This is a genomic window from Nautilia abyssi (assembly GCF_055388085.1).
Window position 1 is genome coordinate 1113815 of sequence record NZ_AP042376.1, and the last position, 16449, is coordinate 1130263.

Genomic DNA, 16449 nt, shown 5'->3' on the forward strand with positions numbered 1-16449 from the left:
TATGCTCAAATACGCAACACCTGCCGGTTATAATGAATTAAGAACAAATATAGAAGAATTTTTAAAACTTTATAAAGAAGACAAAGCCGTATTAATAGATATAAGAATGCCTTTTGAAAAAAAAGTTTGGGGTCTTAAATTTACAATGGAAATGACACCGGAAGGATTGGAGTCAAATCTTGACAAACTTCCAAAAGACAAACTGATAGTAACGGCATGCCCCGGCAAAGGGCGTTCGCCTTTTGCAGCGGCCTTTCTTAAAGAAAAAGGTTTTAATGCAAAATTTTTAGAAGAAGGTCTGCTTGAACTTATGGCTAAGTTAAAAGGCGGTGAAGCCAAAAAATTTCTGGAAAATTAAAATTTTCCGGTCGTCTTTTCTTTTATTTTCCATAAATTAATCAAAAGGTTTGTAATGTTTTATTTAGAAATTTTTCTGATTTCAACCGTTTTAAGCGCTTTTTTTGCACTCGGCGGAGTCGGAAGCGCAACGGCGATGGTACCTGTAATGCACTGGATGGGAATTGAATTTAATTTTGCAAAAGCAATAGGTCTTTTCGTAAACACGTCCACCACCATTACCGCCACAATTATGAATATAAAAAGAAAAGTGCTTGATATCAAATTCGCTCTTCCTTTAGCAGTGTCTCTTGCAGCTTTCGCCCCTCTTGGAGCAATGTATTCAAAACACATACCCGTACATGAGGTAAAATGGCTGTTTGCAGTATTTTTGCTATTCAGCGGCAGTATGATTTTATTTGGGAAAAAAGAGCAGAAATTTCAATACGACAAACAGTGGGTAATGGTGCTGATAGGAGCCGTAGTAGGCTTTATAAGCGGACTTTTAGGTATAGGAGGCGGCGCTTTACTTATGCCTATTATGATACTTTTAGGATTTGACGCAAAAAAACTGGCCGTCACTATGAGCTTTGTAATTCCTTTTTCAACGTTTGCGGCATTTTTAACATATATGAGTTTTGTAAAATTCGACTGGCTGATTTTAACAATTGCGGCATTAGGAGCCGTGCTTGGAGGATACATAGGTAATTATTTTATGCATTTTAAACTGAATCAGCATCAAATTAAAAAAATAATCGGTATACTTTTATATATAATAGCATTTAAAATGATATGGAGTTTAATAAAATGAAAACATTATCTGTATGGATAATTGCCGGGGTTATTTCGTATTTTGCTACGGCATGGATTAAAAATATCGTTTGGAATATTATCGCTGGCACTGCCGTATGGTATCTGTCCGTTCATTATATAAATAAATTTTTAGAAGGCGAGCTTTGAAAAAAGACATACTTGCATTAATAATATCGCTTCTTATAACAATGATAGTGCTCAACATTGTCAAATTCCCTCCTCTTGTAGGTTTTATCGTCGGCTCCATTCTCTGGAGCGTTTTACACTTCAATTTAAAGAAGATTTTATAACAAAACTCAACTTTTTGTTCTAAATTTATACAAGAACTTTTTTTCTTAATTTAATATTAAAAATAAATATATACCATTCGCTATATAAAAAAATATATAGCGAAGGAGACACAATGAACAAATACTTAAGCATTGCTTTAATTTCATCATTTCTTTTTGCAAATCCTATAGATACAGCCCTTAAACAGGGCACGTATAAAGGGGATTTTGCAATTCATTATGAAAGATACAATTTCAAAAACGCTCAAGACAGCGGATACGGAATGTATTCCGTAGGTTTAAACTTTAAAAGCAAAAAAGAAAACAATATTCAGCTGAATTTAGGTTTCAGGGCGAATGACAGGTTTTATGAGCTCTACAACGGCGATTACGACAATACTACAAAAGCCATTCTGAGTACTGCAAATCTTACGTTTTTCGGAAACAATTTCAATATAGTACTCGGAAGAAAAAAAGAAGTTCTGCAGTGGATACACGGATATCAGGAAGAAATCAAACTTAATATGAAACCGACGTCAAATACAAACCTGGAAGTATTACATACATACAGGCACGCAAGGGTGAATAACCATGCTCCGTTAAAACAGTTTAAACAAATCAACGGAAACGACGGTTTAAACGTAATTACATTAGAAGCAAAATCAGGAAATATAAAAGGACAGGTGTATTTTTACAACGCCCCTAATCTGGCAAACTGGTACGGTACCACAATAAATATGCAGCAAAACAGCTGTTCTTTAAAAGCTATTTATTCAAAAAGCAACGAGCTTACAAATAAACCGAACGGAAGCTATTTTAATATTGAAGGCTCTTACAGCGCCGATCCTGCTTCTTTGACATTAGGATATATCCAGACAGATAAAAACGGCGGACTCGGATCAATGACCGTTGCAAGAAACGTTTATGACAATATGAACCCTCTGGAAGAAGGTAACCATATATTCGAAAAAGACGCTAAAACCGTATATGCAAGTTCAACTCTAAACGCAAATGACAAACTCTCTTTTACCATTAATCTGGGACACATAAAATTCCAGGACAAAAAAGCAAACGAAATAGATTTTTATACAGATTATGCGTTTAATGATAATTTTTCAGCAGAATTATGCCTGGATAAATACAGCAGCGATATAAGCACTGACGATTCTACGGCTATTAAAACACAGATTAATTATAAATTCTAATTTACTCCTTTTTCTCTCTCCTTTTTGATATTATTATGAAAAAAAGGCCTGGTATGGATCTAACGCATATTAACGAAAAACACAATCCTAAAATGGTAGACGTCGGAGATAAAGAAATCACAAAAAGAATAGCAACTGCAAGCGGCACCATTCATATGAAAAAAGAAACAAAAGAAGCTATCTTAAAAGAAAAAACAAAAAAAGGCGCCGTTTTACAAACGGCAATAATAGCAGCTATTATGGGAAGCAAAAAAACAAGCGAGCTGATTCCTATGTGTCATAATATTTTAATTGACGGCGTTGACGTAGACGTGGAAGAAACCGAAGACGGATTTAAAATAACCGCAACGGCTAAAACAACCTCAAAAACCGGAATAGAAATGGAAGCTCTTACAGCTGTAAGCGTCGGTCTTCTTACCATTTACGACATGGCAAAGGCAATTGACCGTGAAATGGTGATAAGCGATATCAAACTCGAATATAAATCCGGCGGGAAAAGCGGCACTTTCAAAAGAATGGAGAAAGAAATTAAAAGTTAAAAATGAAAAATGCAAAATTAAAATATAATAAATTTAACACTTTTCACTCTCCACTTTACACCTTTCACTTCGATGTTCCCTGCTTTATTCTCGTGGGAGGCAGATCCAGCAGATTCGGAAGCGAAAAAGACGACAAAGCGTTACTTTTTTATAAATTTCAATACGATAAATGCAAAAAAATCTTCAAAAACGTATATTTTGCAGCAAAATACAAAAAATTCAGAAATTATCCTTTTTTTATAGAAAAATCAGACATTTACGCGCCTCTTCCGGCTTTGGAAGAAATAGTAAAAAAATATAAAAAAATATTTATTTTAAGCGTAGACACTCCGAATATAAATGAAAAAAGCATAATAAAACTGCTAAGAAAAAAATCAGTGGCTTCCGACAATCCTCTGATAGGATATTACGACTATACAATGCTTCCGAAAATAAGAGAAAACCTGAAAGGCAAAATGAGAATATTCGATATAAACAAAAGAAAAACGGTTATAAATAAAAAAGAACTTGTAAATATCAATACTCTGGATGATCTAAACAGACTCTCCTGTTAGATACATTATCCGAGATCTTCCCATATTTTATCGGGAAGTTTATATAAATGCCACTTGGAAATATCGCCCTCTTCTATTCCGCTTAAATCTGCATTTATTTTCAGTTTTTTGGCTTTTTCTATTAAATCGCTTATTTCCATATCAAACCCGAAAATTTTTATATAGTTTTTAACTGCATTGTCAAAATACCTTGAAACGTTCTGACCTTTTAACGCTTTTGAAAGAAGAGATATTATCTGCTGCAGATATGCGCTTTTTACTATCTGACCGATTTTGTTTCTTTTGTCTTTTACACTCATATAATCTTGTAATTCTTCTAAAATATCCAAAACCTGGCCTTTTGCCGCGTAAATTTCTGATTTTTGGAATTTATCCCTCCATTGTTTCTCTATATTTCTATAATCGATAACATCTTCTAAAAACGGATGTTCTTTTACAAATTTTTCAATAAGATTCAAATCGTTAGTAGCTAAAATTCTGTGAAATTCCAGTAAAATATTTGCTTTTTGTTTCAACTCTTCAGCTTCTTCTTTAAACATAGGAAACTGTTCAAGAAGATCCACTATATTGATAACTTTTTTGTATTCCCCTTTTTTTAAAAGATCCCTTGCTTTTTCTATAAGGCCTTCCCCGTATCTGAGAGCTTTGTCGTATTCTTCCGAATCACTTAAAAACGGAAACCTGTTAATCATAGCAAAGAATTCGGAAAATTCTTTTTTCAGAAGTTTCTGATGCAGCAGATGAAAGAGCTGTTTTTCGTTAAACAGAGCCTGGATTAAAGGAGTTTTTTCCGTAACTCCTCTAAAAGGTTTTAAAAGCTCTCTTACTTCGTCTTCTTTTCCTTTTTGAAAGATAATCTCTTTTGCTTTTTTGAATACCTTTTTCCAATCATCCTCCATTTTTTTGTAATAAACAGTGTTTTTCAAATATGGGTATTTCGTTACAAGCGAATATGCAAGAGGGTATTTTAAACTGAGCACGGCTTTTTTAAATTTTTCAAATTCACTGAAATCATTAAAAAGAGACTGAACCAGGCTTCTTTTTGAAGGTATTTTTAAAAACGGGGCAAGTATCTGCTTTGCAAGTTCCGTTTCGCCTTTTTCGAACTTTTTCTGTGCCAAAACAAGAAGTTTATTCCATTTATCTTCAAGATTTTCATATGTTTTTGTTCTTTTTAAAAAAGGATTTTTAGATATAAGTTCATATGCTTTTTCAAATTCGTTTTTATCAATAATTGCAGAAAGTTTTCTTTCATCTTCAAAAAGATCATAAAAATAAACACCTCCGTCTACAGTTCCGACTATCAGTATATTTTTATCATCTATAAATTCCAAAGAACTGGGCTGTTCCAATATTTTTATAAATTCATCGCTTATAAGCTCATAGTCGTCCATAGAATAAAGAGATACTTTTTTATTATTGTCCGATATAACAAACATAAAACTTTCATCACCGTTAAACACTATATCAAACACTCTGTCAACCATATTGGCCAGACGCTTTTGAACCTTGCCTTTTGCATAATTCCATACGATAAGCTCTCCTATTTTATCACCGCTTACAAGCTGCTGCTTGTCCATAAACCTCAGTGCGGTAACCGCTCCTTTATGTGCTTTTTTCCTATAGCTTATATCCATGGAAGATATGTTTGTAATCGTTATGGATTTATCATAGCTTCCTGTAGCTCCCCAAAGACAGTTTTTTGAAAATGCCACAGCTGTAATATAATCTGCATGAGGAGGAAGAGAAGAAACCATTTTCCCCGTCATCATAGACCATATATATGCCCTTCCGTCCTCTCCACCGGTCATGAGATATTTTTCTTCCCTGTCAAAACTGACACTAAGCACATCTCCTTTATGCCAGCCAAGTGTGTATATCAGTTTTTTATCTTTAAGGGACCATACTGTTGTTTTATGCTTGTTTCTTACGGCAATAGCCAAAAACTTCCCGTTTTGGGAAATATCGACACTGTTTTCATGAGGATTGTTTTTTGGAAGTTTTATTTTAAAACCGTCCAACAGCTTATAAGTTGCGGTATCATATATTCTAACCGTATTGTTTTCGTCTATAATGCATAACTGATTATTTCCTATATATTTAATTTTACTTACCGCCGCTCTTATATTTATTATTTTAACAGGCTGCAAAAATTCTCCTTTTAAAAATATGTTAACATTTTATCAAAAAAGGTTTTTTTTATGACTTTAACTATAATCGACACTTTCGGATTTTTATTTCGCAACTTTTACGCACTTCCTCCTCTTAAAAGCAAAAAAGGGTTTCCTACAGGTATGATTACGGGATTTTTAAACTTCGTATCTTCTTTGGGAAAAGATTTTGAAACGGATTATATTGTATTTACTATTGATTCAAAAGAAAAAGAAACCTTCAGAAAAGAGATATTCAAAGATTACAAGGCCAACCGTCCTGAAGCACCGGAAGATTTAAAGGCGCAGCTTCCGGTAGCAATAGATTTAATTAACGAAATGGGATTTAAAATGATAGAAATCCCGGGATTCGAAAGCGACGATATCATCGCGTCCCTTGCCAAACTTGCCGCAAGCAAAGGCATTAAAGTTAAAATAGTAAGTCATGATAAAGACATGTATCAACTAATAGACGATGACAAAATAGTAATATTCGACCCTATTAAAAAAGTAGAAATAAACGAAGCAAAATGCATAGAAAAATTCGGCGTCCATCCTAAAGACTTTATAAATTTTCAGGCTCTTGTCGGAGATTCCAGCGACAATATCCCGGGAGTTAAAGGAGTAGGAGTAAAAACCGCCGCAAAACTTATCAACCAGTATAAAACACTTGAAAATCTTTACGACCATATAGACGAAATAAAAGGAGCGCTTCAAAAAAAACTTATAGCAGACAAAGAAAACGCATTTTTAAGCCGTAAACTCGTTACTTTAAAAACGGATCTTTTTGACAGTATAAACCTTGAAGAATTCAAATATCCTGAAATAAACCCTATTTTAAAAGTAGCGGACAGACTTATAGACTTAGACATCACCTCGATATTGGAGAGAGTCAAAAAAGAAGGCCTTTACGTAAAAACCAAAATGCCCGACAATCAGGTAAAGTTCGACGCAATACTTATAGAAAACGAAAAAGAGCTTTTTGAAATTATCGATAAAATAGGAGACAGAATCGTAGCTTTCGATACTGAAACCGACGGTCTGGAAAATCCTAATATCGTAGGCTTCAGCTTCGCTTTTGAAGAATCAAAAGCTTATTATGTACCTATAAACCACTTCTATTTGGGAGTTACGGATCAGATACCGCAAAACAAAGCACTTGAAGCCATACAAAAAATACTAAATAAAAAGGTAATAGGACACAATCTGAAATTTGATTTCAAAATGCTTAAAAAATACGGATTAGATATTCCGGTTCCGTTTGCCGATACGATGATAATGGCCTGGATTTTAGACCCGGATTCTCCGGTAGGACTCGACAGCGCGGCAAAAAGATATCTTGACCATACAAATATAAAATTCAAAGAAATAATAGGAAAACGAAAAAATTTCTCGGAAGTGGACATTAAAGAAGCCGCAAAATACGCGGCTGAAGACGCAATAATTTCACTTAAACTGTATAAAACCCTAAAAGACAAACTGTGGGAAGAAGTAAAATGGGATTTCGAAAATATAGAAATGCCTTTTGTAAATCTTTTAATAGATATAGAATCGCAGGGTATTAAACTCGATATTGAATATATGCATAAACTCCAAATAGAAATCACCGAAAAACTAAAAAACCTCACAGAAGAAATATACGCCCTAGCCGGTCACGAGTTTAACATCAAATCACCCAAACAGCTGGGACATATTCTCTTTGAAGTATTAAAACTTCCTGCAAAGAAAAAAACCAAAACAGGCTATTCAACCGATGAAAAAGTGCTAAATTCCCTTAAACACGCCCATCCTATTATGGAAAAACTCCTCGAATACAGAAAACTGGACAAACTTTTAAGCACATATATCATTCCTTTGCAGGAATACGCAAAAAAAGACGAAAACCATAAAATATATACCAACTTTTTACAGACGGGAACTGCCACCGGGAGACTTTCAAGTAAAAACCCGAACCTTCAAAACATTCCTACTTCCACGGAAATAAATATCCGCGACGCGTTTATAGCCGAAAAAGAATTCGTAAGTCTGGATTATTCCCAGATAGAGCTTAGACTTCTTGCTCATTTCAGCAAAGACGAACATCTCATAAACGCCTTTTTACAGGATAAAGACATTCACCTTGAAACCGCCGTAAAAATATTCGGAGAAGACAAAGCAAAAGAATACCGTCCGGTGGCTAAATCAATCAACTTCGGACTTATATACGGAATGGGCCCTAAAAAACTCAGTGAAACAATAAACGTTTCCACAAAAGAAGCTAAAGAATTCATAGAAAAGTATTTTGCTTCATTCCCTACCGTTAAAACGTTTTTGGAAAACACCAAAACCGAGGCAAGGGAAAAAGGATATGTTGAAACGCTTCTTAAAAGAAGAAGATTTTTCGATTTCGCAGCCGCCAACGCAAGAACAATAGCAAACTTTGAAAGAGAAGCGGTCAATACGATATTCCAAGGAAGCGCGGCCGATATAATCAAAAAAGCGATGCTTGAAATAAAAACAAAATTCCCGTCATCCAAAATGCTTCTTCAAATACACGACGAACTTATTTTCGAAATAGACTCGCACGATGAAGCATACGAATACAAAGAAATTATGCAAAACGTATTAAAACTAGAAGTTCCGCTAAAAGTCGGAATCAGCTTCGGAAAAAGATGGGGAGAACTGAAATAATCAAGGCAGCGTCACCTCATCTATTTCATACACTTTCCCGTTTTTTCCTTTTAAACTTAAAGATTTCACATCTCTTTTTATTATAAACAGCACTTCCGGTTTTTTATTAAAAACTTTAAAATAAACAATTTCACCTTCTGAATAACTGTTAATTCCTTTTTTTATTTTTTTATCAAATAGTTTTTTAGTCTGTATGATTTTCCGTTTTTCTATGCTCACTTTATAAAGAATTTTTTTATTTTTATCCAAAGCATAAAAATATTTTCCGTTTTTACTTAAACTTAATAAATCCGTACCTTTGAGTCTTTTGTCTTTAAATTCAAGCCCGTAAGAAATATCTGGTTCGGAAGGGTCAGATATATCCACGTTATAAAACATGTCTTTTGCAGAAATATAAACCCTTTTTCTGTTTTCATCTACTAACATACTTAAAGCCGCTCCTAAAGGCAAGCTTCCCGTTACTTTTTCATGATTTGGATACTTTTTATCTATTACATAGAATTTTTGAGGCGTTAAAACATAAAAATATTTTTTATTTCTACTGATTTTAGCTTCGCATTTAGAAGCAGAATATCCTTTTAACGTTTTTTTGTAATATAATTTATTGTCTTTAAAAACGTTAATTACATTATAAGTAAAAAAATAACCGACTCCGTTATCGCTTAAAGCACATTCCACCTTTCTTATTTTCACAATGTTTTTAAATTCCGGTTTGTATAGATTTTGAATGTTAACAAAACGCAGATTATAAAAAGAACCGTCTTTAGATATCACTGCCAGCCATTTATTGCTAATATATTTTAAACCGTTCACTGAGATATAACTGTTTTCAGCAAACAGCTGATAATTTTTAAAGAGATTATAAATCAGCAGTTTTTCTTTTCTTATTTTGTAGTTTTTTACTAATTCCGGATAATTTTCACCTAAAAACAAAACATTATCGTTTCTACCGAAATCAGCGGTAAATGTGGCATTCGCATCTTTTAGAACAAAAGGAAGATATAAAACTTCTTTACTTTTTATCACATCGCCGAATTTATAATTTTTATATTCTACCCTTTTAACGCCCTTTGTCTTTGGAGATGAAACATTTGCATAATTATCTATACTTTGAGGCAGATTAAAAGCAGACAAACCCAAACTTCCGATTGATAAACAGATAAATAATTTGCCGATAGTTTTCATGGCAGAGCCTTTTTTTTAATTATAGCTCTTATTAAATATTAAGTCAATATTAACATACAGTTAATGGTTTATTAAATACATTTCTATAAAATTATCTTATATTTGAACAAATATTCATATATTTTGTTAAAATTGTTATAATAAAGAAAAAAAGGAGAGAAAATGTGCCAATTACCTGAATATCATACATGTATTGACGTAGTAATGGTTTGCGGATTCTGGCTGTTCACATTTGCAATGGTAATCAACTACATCAAAGCCTTCGCAAAATAAGCGAAGGTTTTAAAAGTTATATCCTATATAACCCGTAACTTCACTTATATCAAAATCTCCCGCATTTGTAGTAAGTGTTCCCGTCATATAAGACACACCTACATTTAGCGCTTTATAATTATATTCCACACCTCCAACTGCACCGTAAGCAGGGTCTGAATCGTTTTCCAATCCGACAAATCCGAATTTTCCTCCTGCATAAACTCTTATATTTCCTTTTGGTAAAGCAAAAGTATAAGTCGGTGCAATCGTTGCATAATAATCAGAATATGTAAAACTGTCTCCGTCAGAAGTTTTCATATTCGCAAAATCAAGTTCAAAATTTATCTTTACGCCCCATGCATAAGGTTTGCCTAAATCCCAGTTAAATCCGTAGTACAGACCATATGCCGGTGATTCGTCTATTTGAAGTTTATCGTCAAAATTAACGGATTTTACCTGAACTCCAAATGTCGCCCCTTTTTTAAAAGTAGGATGAATTATCCCATAAGCATTCGCACCTGTTGCAATAACCCCACCTAATACTAAACCTGCTAATAATTTGTTTATCTTTTTCATACTTTCTCCTTAAGTTTTAATTTGTACAGTGAAAGTATATACTCTCATTTTGTCAAAAAATGACGTTTTATATTTTTTATTTCTTTTCTTTTAGTGTCTGTCAATATAAAGCTTGATTGGAAGAATTTTTTTCCGAGTAATAGGTAAATCTATATAGCAGTAAAAAACACTTTAAAAGGTGTTTGGACTAATCTAGAAATCACTCTCTTTCCGAGTAATAGGTAAATTTATAATTGATGCTAACACTAATAATGATGGTAATAAGTCTCGAAATCACTCTCTTTCCGAGTAATAGGTAAATTCAAGTTGACGAAAAAGGACAAATGTATTTTGTCTTGTCTCGAAATCACTCTCTTTCCGAGTAATAGGTAAATCTGTTAAATCTTCGTGGGACGGATTGTTTGGTTTTCCAGAAGGTCTCGAAATCACTCTCTTTCCGAGTAATAGGTAAATTGGAAAAAAATCTACTTGAAAACTATACAAACCATTATCGTCTCGAAATCACTTTCTTTCCGAGTAATAGGTAAATAAATAAACTTGATCCGTTAAGTAAAGAAACAGAAAAAAGTCTCGAAATCACTCTCTTTCCGAGTAATAGGTAAATAAGAAATTCATATATACACAGGCGGCTATTCAATAGGTAAAGTCTCGAAATCACTCTCTTTCCGAGTAATAGGTAAATCATTCAGAGATATGCAAACTGTTAAAAGGTGGGTTAAAGCCGTCTCGAAATCACTCTCTTTCCGAGTAATAGGTAAATTTACGAAAAAGACGATTTTGCAATATTCTTATCTCACGACGAGGTCTCGAAATCACTCTCTTTCCGAGTAATAGGTAAATGCACTATGCCGTATATGTAAACGGAGAGCCGTTTGTTTTGTCTCGAAATCACTCTCTTTCCGAGTAATAGGTAAATTAGAATATGAAGAGGTTTTTCACGAAAAATACGGAAAACAGAAAGGTCTCGAAATCACTCTCTTTCCGAGTAATAGGTAAATTTAACAACAATGTAGCAGGATTAAAAAATTATAAGTCTCGAAATCACTCTCTTTCCGAGTAATAGGTAAATAGCCTATATTTCGGAAACTTAATTTTAGCATATTTTTGTTTAACTACCCTTTTCCACCAATTTACCGATCACTCTAAAAAAATCGGAAAATCTAAACTTTTTTACACCTCTCAACTTCAACGTTTTGCTTATAGTTTGCTTAAAGTATCCTATCTGTGGAACTTTCTTTAATCCAAAAATTTGGAAAATCGAATAATATTTTTTTGTTTTTTGGCAATTTGCCGACTTTTTGTTTTTTTATCTGTTACTAACAGCCTATTATCGGGTCTTTTAAAACAACGAATTTTCAAAAATCGGAAAATCGAATCTCTTTAAAATATATTTTAGTCGATTTGCCGACTTTTTTCAAGCCGTTTTTACCGTTCTCGGGCTTTTCAGGGCTTAAAAAGTCGGAAAATCAATTTATTTATTATTTCCATAAACTAAAATAGAAATAATAATTCCAAATAATATAATAAATCCTATTGTTAAATAAATTTTCCTATCATCTGACATGTTTTCAAAATAATTTCTAATCTTTTTGAAATCAATCAAAAATATTCCTCCAATAAGACTAAAAATGACTGCGACTGTCGATATATTATAATTCAATTTACCTAAATTATTCATACCTAAAATACCTACAATAAGACCAGCAGGTAAAAATATTGCCCCTAAAATTGATAAAAATTCAAGATTTTCGTTTCTTTCTTTTTCTTCCAATATATCTACAAAACTATCAAGTTCTTCCATTTCACGGTCAAAACTTTGAATAAGTTCATCAATATCAGAGGCCATGAGAAGCATCTTATACATCTCAATACCCTGCTCCTGAGCTGTAATTTCCCTGAAGAAAATCCCGTTTAAAAATTCCAAATAATCCTTATATATTTTTTTACTAATTTCTCTTATTTTGGAAATATCTATATTTTCATCTTTTTTATCTAATAAATCTATTAATTTTTTTACTTCATCAGAAAGTTTTAAAATCATACTTCTGTATAAAAGCACAAGTGACGCCATCTGAAAATACATCGTTTTGGCATGGTCCATCAAAAATCTTCCTTCCTCATTTGCCACACCCACCAAAGAATATCTGCTAACCCCCCATAAAGTTCCGTAATTTCTCCACCTCGGATAAGTGGCTTTTTTTATAATCTCAGAACAAAACTCATCATCTTGGCATGTCTTTCCGTTTCCGTCCACAAATACATACTCAAACCACCAGTCATTCTTTATATAATCTTTTTTTAAGTCATTAATAAACCAGTTTGGTGCTATATAAAAACTAACTACAAACATCCTGTCATCCAAAATATATTCAATTTTTTCTCCCACAAGCTCACTTACAAATTTTGGAATTAAAAGGTTTTTATTGTCTTTAATATTAAAATCTTCAGTAAATTTACAAAAATCTTCTCTTATTACCCTCTCACCCAGTTTTAATTCAATACAGTTTGGCAAAAAAGAATCTTTAGCTGCTAAGATGTCATCTTCTCTGATAAACTGAGGGAAAAGCCTTCTTCCAAAATCGTTTATTTTTAAACTATCTTTTGGATGAGAATAGTTATAATTGTTTAAATGAAATGAAAGCATCACGATATTGTTTTCAAAAATTCTCACAGCAATATCTTCAATATCAAGTTCATATATATCACCGTTTTTTAGTTTTATAATATATTTTGAATTTTCTGGAAGATTTAATTCAAGATAATCGCTCTTAAACAGAACTTTTTTTGTATATGAATGAAAATAGACATATTCATTGTAACTTTGAGGATTTTTTACTTTAAAATTTTTCTTCTCAAATCCTCTTTTTTCAAGCTGTTCTATAAAATCATTTTTTGCTTTTTCTTCATCGTTACCTTCAATAAAAAAAGGCAAAATAAAAATATGTGTGCTTATTTCCTTGTCTTTTTTTATTTTTTTTATAGTTTCTTTTATTTCATCTTCGCTTAACTTCTCCTCAACTCCAAAATATCCCTGTGTCCCGCCGCCATGGAAAGTTTTTTTGTCTTTGAATATTTCTTTTAACCGTTCAACAGGATACCCGTAAAACATTGTAAGGTTGTCATTATAAATTACAAATTTTTCAATTCCGCTGAAATACAGCCTGTCGGCAAGTGGTGAAAAGTGTGAAAAAGGAAAATAGTTAATCTTTTTTAGCTTAACTTCTTCTGCCGCTTTTTTTTCTTCTTCACTCACTCCCTGACAGATTTTATCAAGCTTTCTTATTCTTCTGATATCACTTTCGTTAAAACACGCATTTTTAAGTGCCGGAATATAACCTTTGTCATTAAGCGCCACAGCTTTTTCAAAGCGGCTTAGTTTATGGCCTAAAATCTGCGCTATCTGCTCAATGGATGAAGGTTTGTCTGAATTTTCATTGTGATGGTCGATATGTTCTACGTTTTCCCATTTCAAAACACTCGCATCGTCGTCATATTCTATCAGATAAATTTTGTCAAAATCCTTATATTTTTTGAGCTCATCCAAAATATCAGATGTTTTTACCCCCCATTTAAGTTTTTTATCCACAAATTTTTCATTATATTTTTTTAAAAGCCTCTTTATAGCGTACATTTCCAAATCGTATCCGCCGAGAAAAAAAATTCTTTTCATATCTCACCCAAAATTTTTTGAATTTTTTGTTTTCTTTTAAGTTTTTTCTGTTTTGCCTTTTCCCAGTTTGCCGGAATTTTCTGAAGTTCGGCTTTTATAAGTTTAGCAAGTTTTACAATATCTGCGTTTTCCTTCTTGGTTATATTTTCAATATTTGCTATAAGCTCAGGTAAATTGTTTTTATATTCATTAAAAATTCTCTCTTCAAGCGGAAGGTTTTTTAGTTTTTCTTTTTGTTTTTGTTTTTTTATCTCGTCTTCTTTTTTCTTTTTTATTGCTTTTATTCTTTCTTTTCTTTCATCCGAAGAATCCCTTAACTTATCATCACTAATATGCCCGTATCCGGAGTTTGTTTTAGCACCGAGACCGGAAAATTTTAAAATATTAAAAAACAACTCTTCTTTTTCTTTAGCACTCAATATTCCATCATGTAAAATAAAATTAAAACTAAACTCAACTTCTGGTTTTACTTTTAACATTCTTATAGGCGTTGGATCATCAAACTCTTCATGAGGGGTAATATAATCTAAAGTCATTATTTTACCCGGAGCATTTGCAATATTTGCGTCAAGAAATTTATCTCTCTTATAAATATTTATAGGTTCATTTTCCGCCATACCTTCAAATATTTCATAAAAAAGTCTTTTTACATCCACATCTTTATTAAAAAGCTCTTTAATCAGGTTTTTAATAAATTCTTCTTTTTCTTTTTTATACCTGTCTTTTTTTTCGTAATCCGGAAAAAAACTTCTGATAACACCTTTTATACTGCTGCCGGGAATCACAGGATAACCGGACGTAAAATCAAAATAAAAGCCGTTTTTTATATCATCGTCACTGTTTGGAATACCGTGTGAATAACCAATTCCTATTAAAAGCCCTGGATATGCGACTTTTATTTTAAATCCATAAGGTGCTATAAAATCATTGGACAACGTCTCATTTGATGAAAAAAACTTACTTTCCAGACTTTTAAGTATCTCTTTATCAATTTGTGGATCATCAACAGACAAATTACGATAAAGCCCTTTATAAAATTTCCAGCCTAAATTTCCGCCCATTTTTAATCTCCGCAGTTTTTATCGAGTTTATAAGTTCTAAGAGCAAGTTTTAAGGCAACAGCGGCTTCTTCAATTTTTGCTTTATCAAGATAATCTTTTAACGAATTAGGATTAAGTTCCAAAATATATTCAATCGCTCTTAAAATTTTGCTTCTGTCCTGTGCGCTTGATGCTTCTGTATTTTCAAAAAATAAAATTGTCGGTAAAAGTCCCGCCTGTCTTATAGAAGCCCCGAACGAAGAGATATATCCGTTGTATTCTTTCGGTACGCAGTTTTTGTTTTCATTATAAAGTTCTGCTGCCCTAACCGCTTCAAGCGCCCTTTTTATATATTTATCTTTTACTCTCATCTTACTTCCTTAAATTTACATAAACCATACCCTATTGTCGCATTTGCCCCTATTTGAACAAGGTCGGTTTCTGATGTCAGCATATTTTGGAATTCTTCATAGAATTTGCTTATTTTCTCTTTGTCATTAAATTTTTTATTTTTACTCACCCTATCAAGTTTTGGAAATGAAATAATTGTAAAAAACTGGCTTCTTCTTGGGACGAACTCTTCATAAAAAAGGTTTACGCTTTTTCCGTTTTCCAACTGGTTTCTCGCAACTACAGGTAAATCTTCCAAAAGTTTTCTAAATTCACCGTGTGGAAAAACTGCGATATTCTCTTCACCTGTAAATTCAACCAAATCTTTTAAATCATCGTTTTTCTTTACTTCTGTATCTTCAATTACTGTATTTACATTTGATTTAACTTCTTTAAGATTGGTATATTTTTTCAATTTTGATGAGAATTCATTATCAATGTTTAAACTCTCCATTTTATCCACAAGCGTTTTTATACTCTCATCTGACATACAAAAAACATAAGGATAATCCTTGCTTCTAAAAGGCATACCAAGCAGATTGGCTTCGGTAAAGACAACATTCCCCTGATTTTTATCCTCATCTCCGAAAATATGTCTGATAAATTCATCATCGTTTTTATAAAACTCAAAAAATTCTCTTATTGCACCTTTTAACGATGAAGAATGAATTACAGGGTAATTTGTCAATACATCCCTTTGAACAAGATTATCAACTATTCCAAAATTAGTATCCCCGCTTCCAACGTGTAAATTTGTAATATTTTGTATTTTATAAATTTTATTATCATATAACATC

General features: G+C 32.6%; 14 protein-coding genes and 1 CRISPR repeat array. Of the genes, 7 read left to right on the plus strand and 7 right to left on the minus strand.

Annotated elements, in window-relative coordinates:
* Position 1: 1 nt before the first annotated feature.
* From ACZ5EP_RS05710 to ACZ5EP_RS05735, 6 genes are all read left to right on the plus strand, one after another.
* Positions 2-358, plus strand: coding sequence for a rhodanese-like domain-containing protein (locus ACZ5EP_RS05710; RefSeq protein ID WP_464508331.1), 357 nt, complete (start codon positions 2-4; stop codon positions 356-358).
* A gap of 54 nt (positions 359-412) precedes the next feature.
* On the plus strand, positions 413-1147 hold the full coding sequence (locus ACZ5EP_RS05715) for a sulfite exporter TauE/SafE family protein (protein ID WP_464508332.1): 735 nt from the start codon (positions 413-415) through the stop codon (positions 1145-1147).
* On the plus strand, positions 1144-1296 hold the full coding sequence (locus tag ACZ5EP_RS05720) for a hypothetical protein (RefSeq protein WP_168175691.1): 153 nt from the start codon (positions 1144-1146) through the stop codon (positions 1294-1296). Before ACZ5EP_RS05715 ends, ACZ5EP_RS05720 begins: the two co-directional genes overlap by 4 nt.
* Positions 1297-1552: 256 nt before the next feature.
* Positions 1553-2623, plus strand: a complete 1071-nt coding sequence (locus tag ACZ5EP_RS05725) for an Opr family porin (protein WP_464508333.1) — start codon at positions 1553-1555, stop codon at positions 2621-2623.
* A gap of 53 nt (positions 2624-2676) precedes the next feature.
* A complete protein-coding gene (gene moaC, locus ACZ5EP_RS05730; RefSeq protein ID WP_127679475.1) occupies positions 2677-3162 on the plus strand; it encodes a cyclic pyranopterin monophosphate synthase MoaC in 486 nt (161 codons plus the stop codon).
* Between the two features lie 92 nt (positions 3163-3254).
* Positions 3255-3716 carry a glycosyltransferase family protein gene (locus tag ACZ5EP_RS05735; RefSeq protein WP_464508334.1) on the plus strand — a complete coding sequence of 154 codons (462 nt, stop codon included), beginning with the start codon at positions 3255-3257 and terminating at the stop codon, positions 3714-3716.
* 5 nt (positions 3717-3721) lie between these two features.
* Here the strand turns inward: ACZ5EP_RS05735 and ACZ5EP_RS05740 are convergent, their stop codons facing one another.
* Entirely contained in the window at positions 3722-5866 is a 2145-nt protein-coding gene (locus tag ACZ5EP_RS05740) for a WD40 repeat domain-containing protein (protein WP_464508335.1), read from the minus strand.
* A gap of 51 nt (positions 5867-5917) precedes the next feature.
* Here ACZ5EP_RS05740 and polA point away from each other — a divergent pair, with 51 nt between their 5' ends.
* Positions 5918-8536, plus strand: coding sequence for a DNA polymerase I (gene polA / locus ACZ5EP_RS05745; RefSeq protein ID WP_464508336.1), 2619 nt, complete (start codon positions 5918-5920; stop codon positions 8534-8536).
* Here polA and ACZ5EP_RS05750 read toward each other — a convergent pair whose 3' ends face one another.
* From ACZ5EP_RS05750 to cmr4, 6 genes are all read right to left on the minus strand, one after another.
* Positions 8537-9721 (minus strand): hypothetical protein, encoded by a 1185-nt coding sequence (locus ACZ5EP_RS05750; RefSeq protein ID WP_464508337.1) that lies wholly within the window; start codon positions 9719-9721, stop codon positions 8537-8539.
* 282 nt (positions 9722-10003) lie between these two features.
* Positions 10004-10552 (minus strand): hypothetical protein, encoded by a 549-nt coding sequence (locus tag ACZ5EP_RS05755; protein ID WP_464508339.1) that lies wholly within the window; start codon positions 10550-10552, stop codon positions 10004-10006.
* A gap of 190 nt (positions 10553-10742) precedes the next feature.
* Positions 10743-11621: a CRISPR direct-repeat array (repeat unit 37 nt; unit sequence GTCTCGAAATCACTCTCTTTCCGAGTAATAGGTAAAT).
* 402 nt (positions 11622-12023) lie between these two features.
* Positions 12024-14222 carry a CorA family divalent cation transporter gene (locus ACZ5EP_RS05760; RefSeq protein WP_464508340.1) on the minus strand — a complete coding sequence of 733 codons (2199 nt, stop codon included), beginning with the start codon at positions 14220-14222 and terminating at the stop codon, positions 12024-12026.
* Complete coding sequence (gene cmr6, locus ACZ5EP_RS05765; RefSeq protein ID WP_464508341.1) at positions 14219-15283, minus strand: type III-B CRISPR module RAMP protein Cmr6; 1065 nt, start codon at positions 15281-15283, stop codon at positions 14219-14221. The genes ACZ5EP_RS05760 and cmr6 overlap by 4 nt, the downstream gene beginning before the upstream one ends.
* Positions 15284-15285: 2 nt before the next feature.
* Positions 15286-15633 carry a type III-B CRISPR module-associated protein Cmr5 gene (locus ACZ5EP_RS05770; RefSeq protein WP_464508343.1) on the minus strand — a complete coding sequence of 116 codons (348 nt, stop codon included), beginning with the start codon at positions 15631-15633 and terminating at the stop codon, positions 15286-15288.
* Complete coding sequence (gene cmr4 / locus ACZ5EP_RS05775; protein ID WP_464508344.1) at positions 15630-16448, minus strand: type III-B CRISPR module RAMP protein Cmr4; 819 nt, start codon at positions 16446-16448, stop codon at positions 15630-15632. The genes ACZ5EP_RS05770 and cmr4 overlap by 4 nt, the downstream gene beginning before the upstream one ends.
* Between the last annotated feature and the right edge of the window lies 1 nt (position 16449).

Bases quoted from the DNA above. Each gene is read 5' to 3' on its own strand.
- ACZ5EP_RS05710 (WP_464508331.1), top strand. From the start codon at position 2: ATGCTCAAATACGCAACACCTGCCGGTTATAATGAATTAAGAACAAAT.
- ACZ5EP_RS05715 (WP_464508332.1), top strand. From the start codon at position 413: ATGTTTTATTTAGAAATTTTTCTGATTTCAACCGTTTTAAGCGCTTTT.
- ACZ5EP_RS05720 (WP_168175691.1), top strand. From the start codon at position 1,144: ATGAAAACATTATCTGTATGGATAATTGCCGGGGTTATTTCGTATTTT.
- ACZ5EP_RS05725 (WP_464508333.1), top strand. From the start codon at position 1,553: ATGAACAAATACTTAAGCATTGCTTTAATTTCATCATTTCTTTTTGCA.
- moaC (WP_127679475.1), top strand. From the start codon at position 2,677: ATGGATCTAACGCATATTAACGAAAAACACAATCCTAAAATGGTAGAC.
- polA (WP_464508336.1), top strand. From the start codon at position 5,918: ATGACTTTAACTATAATCGACACTTTCGGATTTTTATTTCGCAACTTT.
- ACZ5EP_RS05750 (WP_464508337.1), bottom strand. From the start codon at position 9,721: ATGAAAACTATCGGCAAATTATTTATCTGTTTATCAATCGGAAGTTTG.
- ACZ5EP_RS05755 (WP_464508339.1), bottom strand. From the start codon at position 10,552: ATGAAAAAGATAAACAAATTATTAGCAGGTTTAGTATTAGGTGGGGTT.
- ACZ5EP_RS05760 (WP_464508340.1), bottom strand. From the start codon at position 14,222: ATGAAAAGAATTTTTTTTCTCGGCGGATACGATTTGGAAATGTACGCT.
- cmr6 (WP_464508341.1), bottom strand. From the start codon at position 15,283: ATGGGCGGAAATTTAGGCTGGAAATTTTATAAAGGGCTTTATCGTAAT.
- ACZ5EP_RS05770 (WP_464508343.1), bottom strand. From the start codon at position 15,633: ATGAGAGTAAAAGATAAATATATAAAAAGGGCGCTTGAAGCGGTTAGG.
- cmr4 (WP_464508344.1), bottom strand. From the start codon at position 16,448: ATGTTATATGATAATAAAATTTATAAAATACAAAATATTACAAATTTA.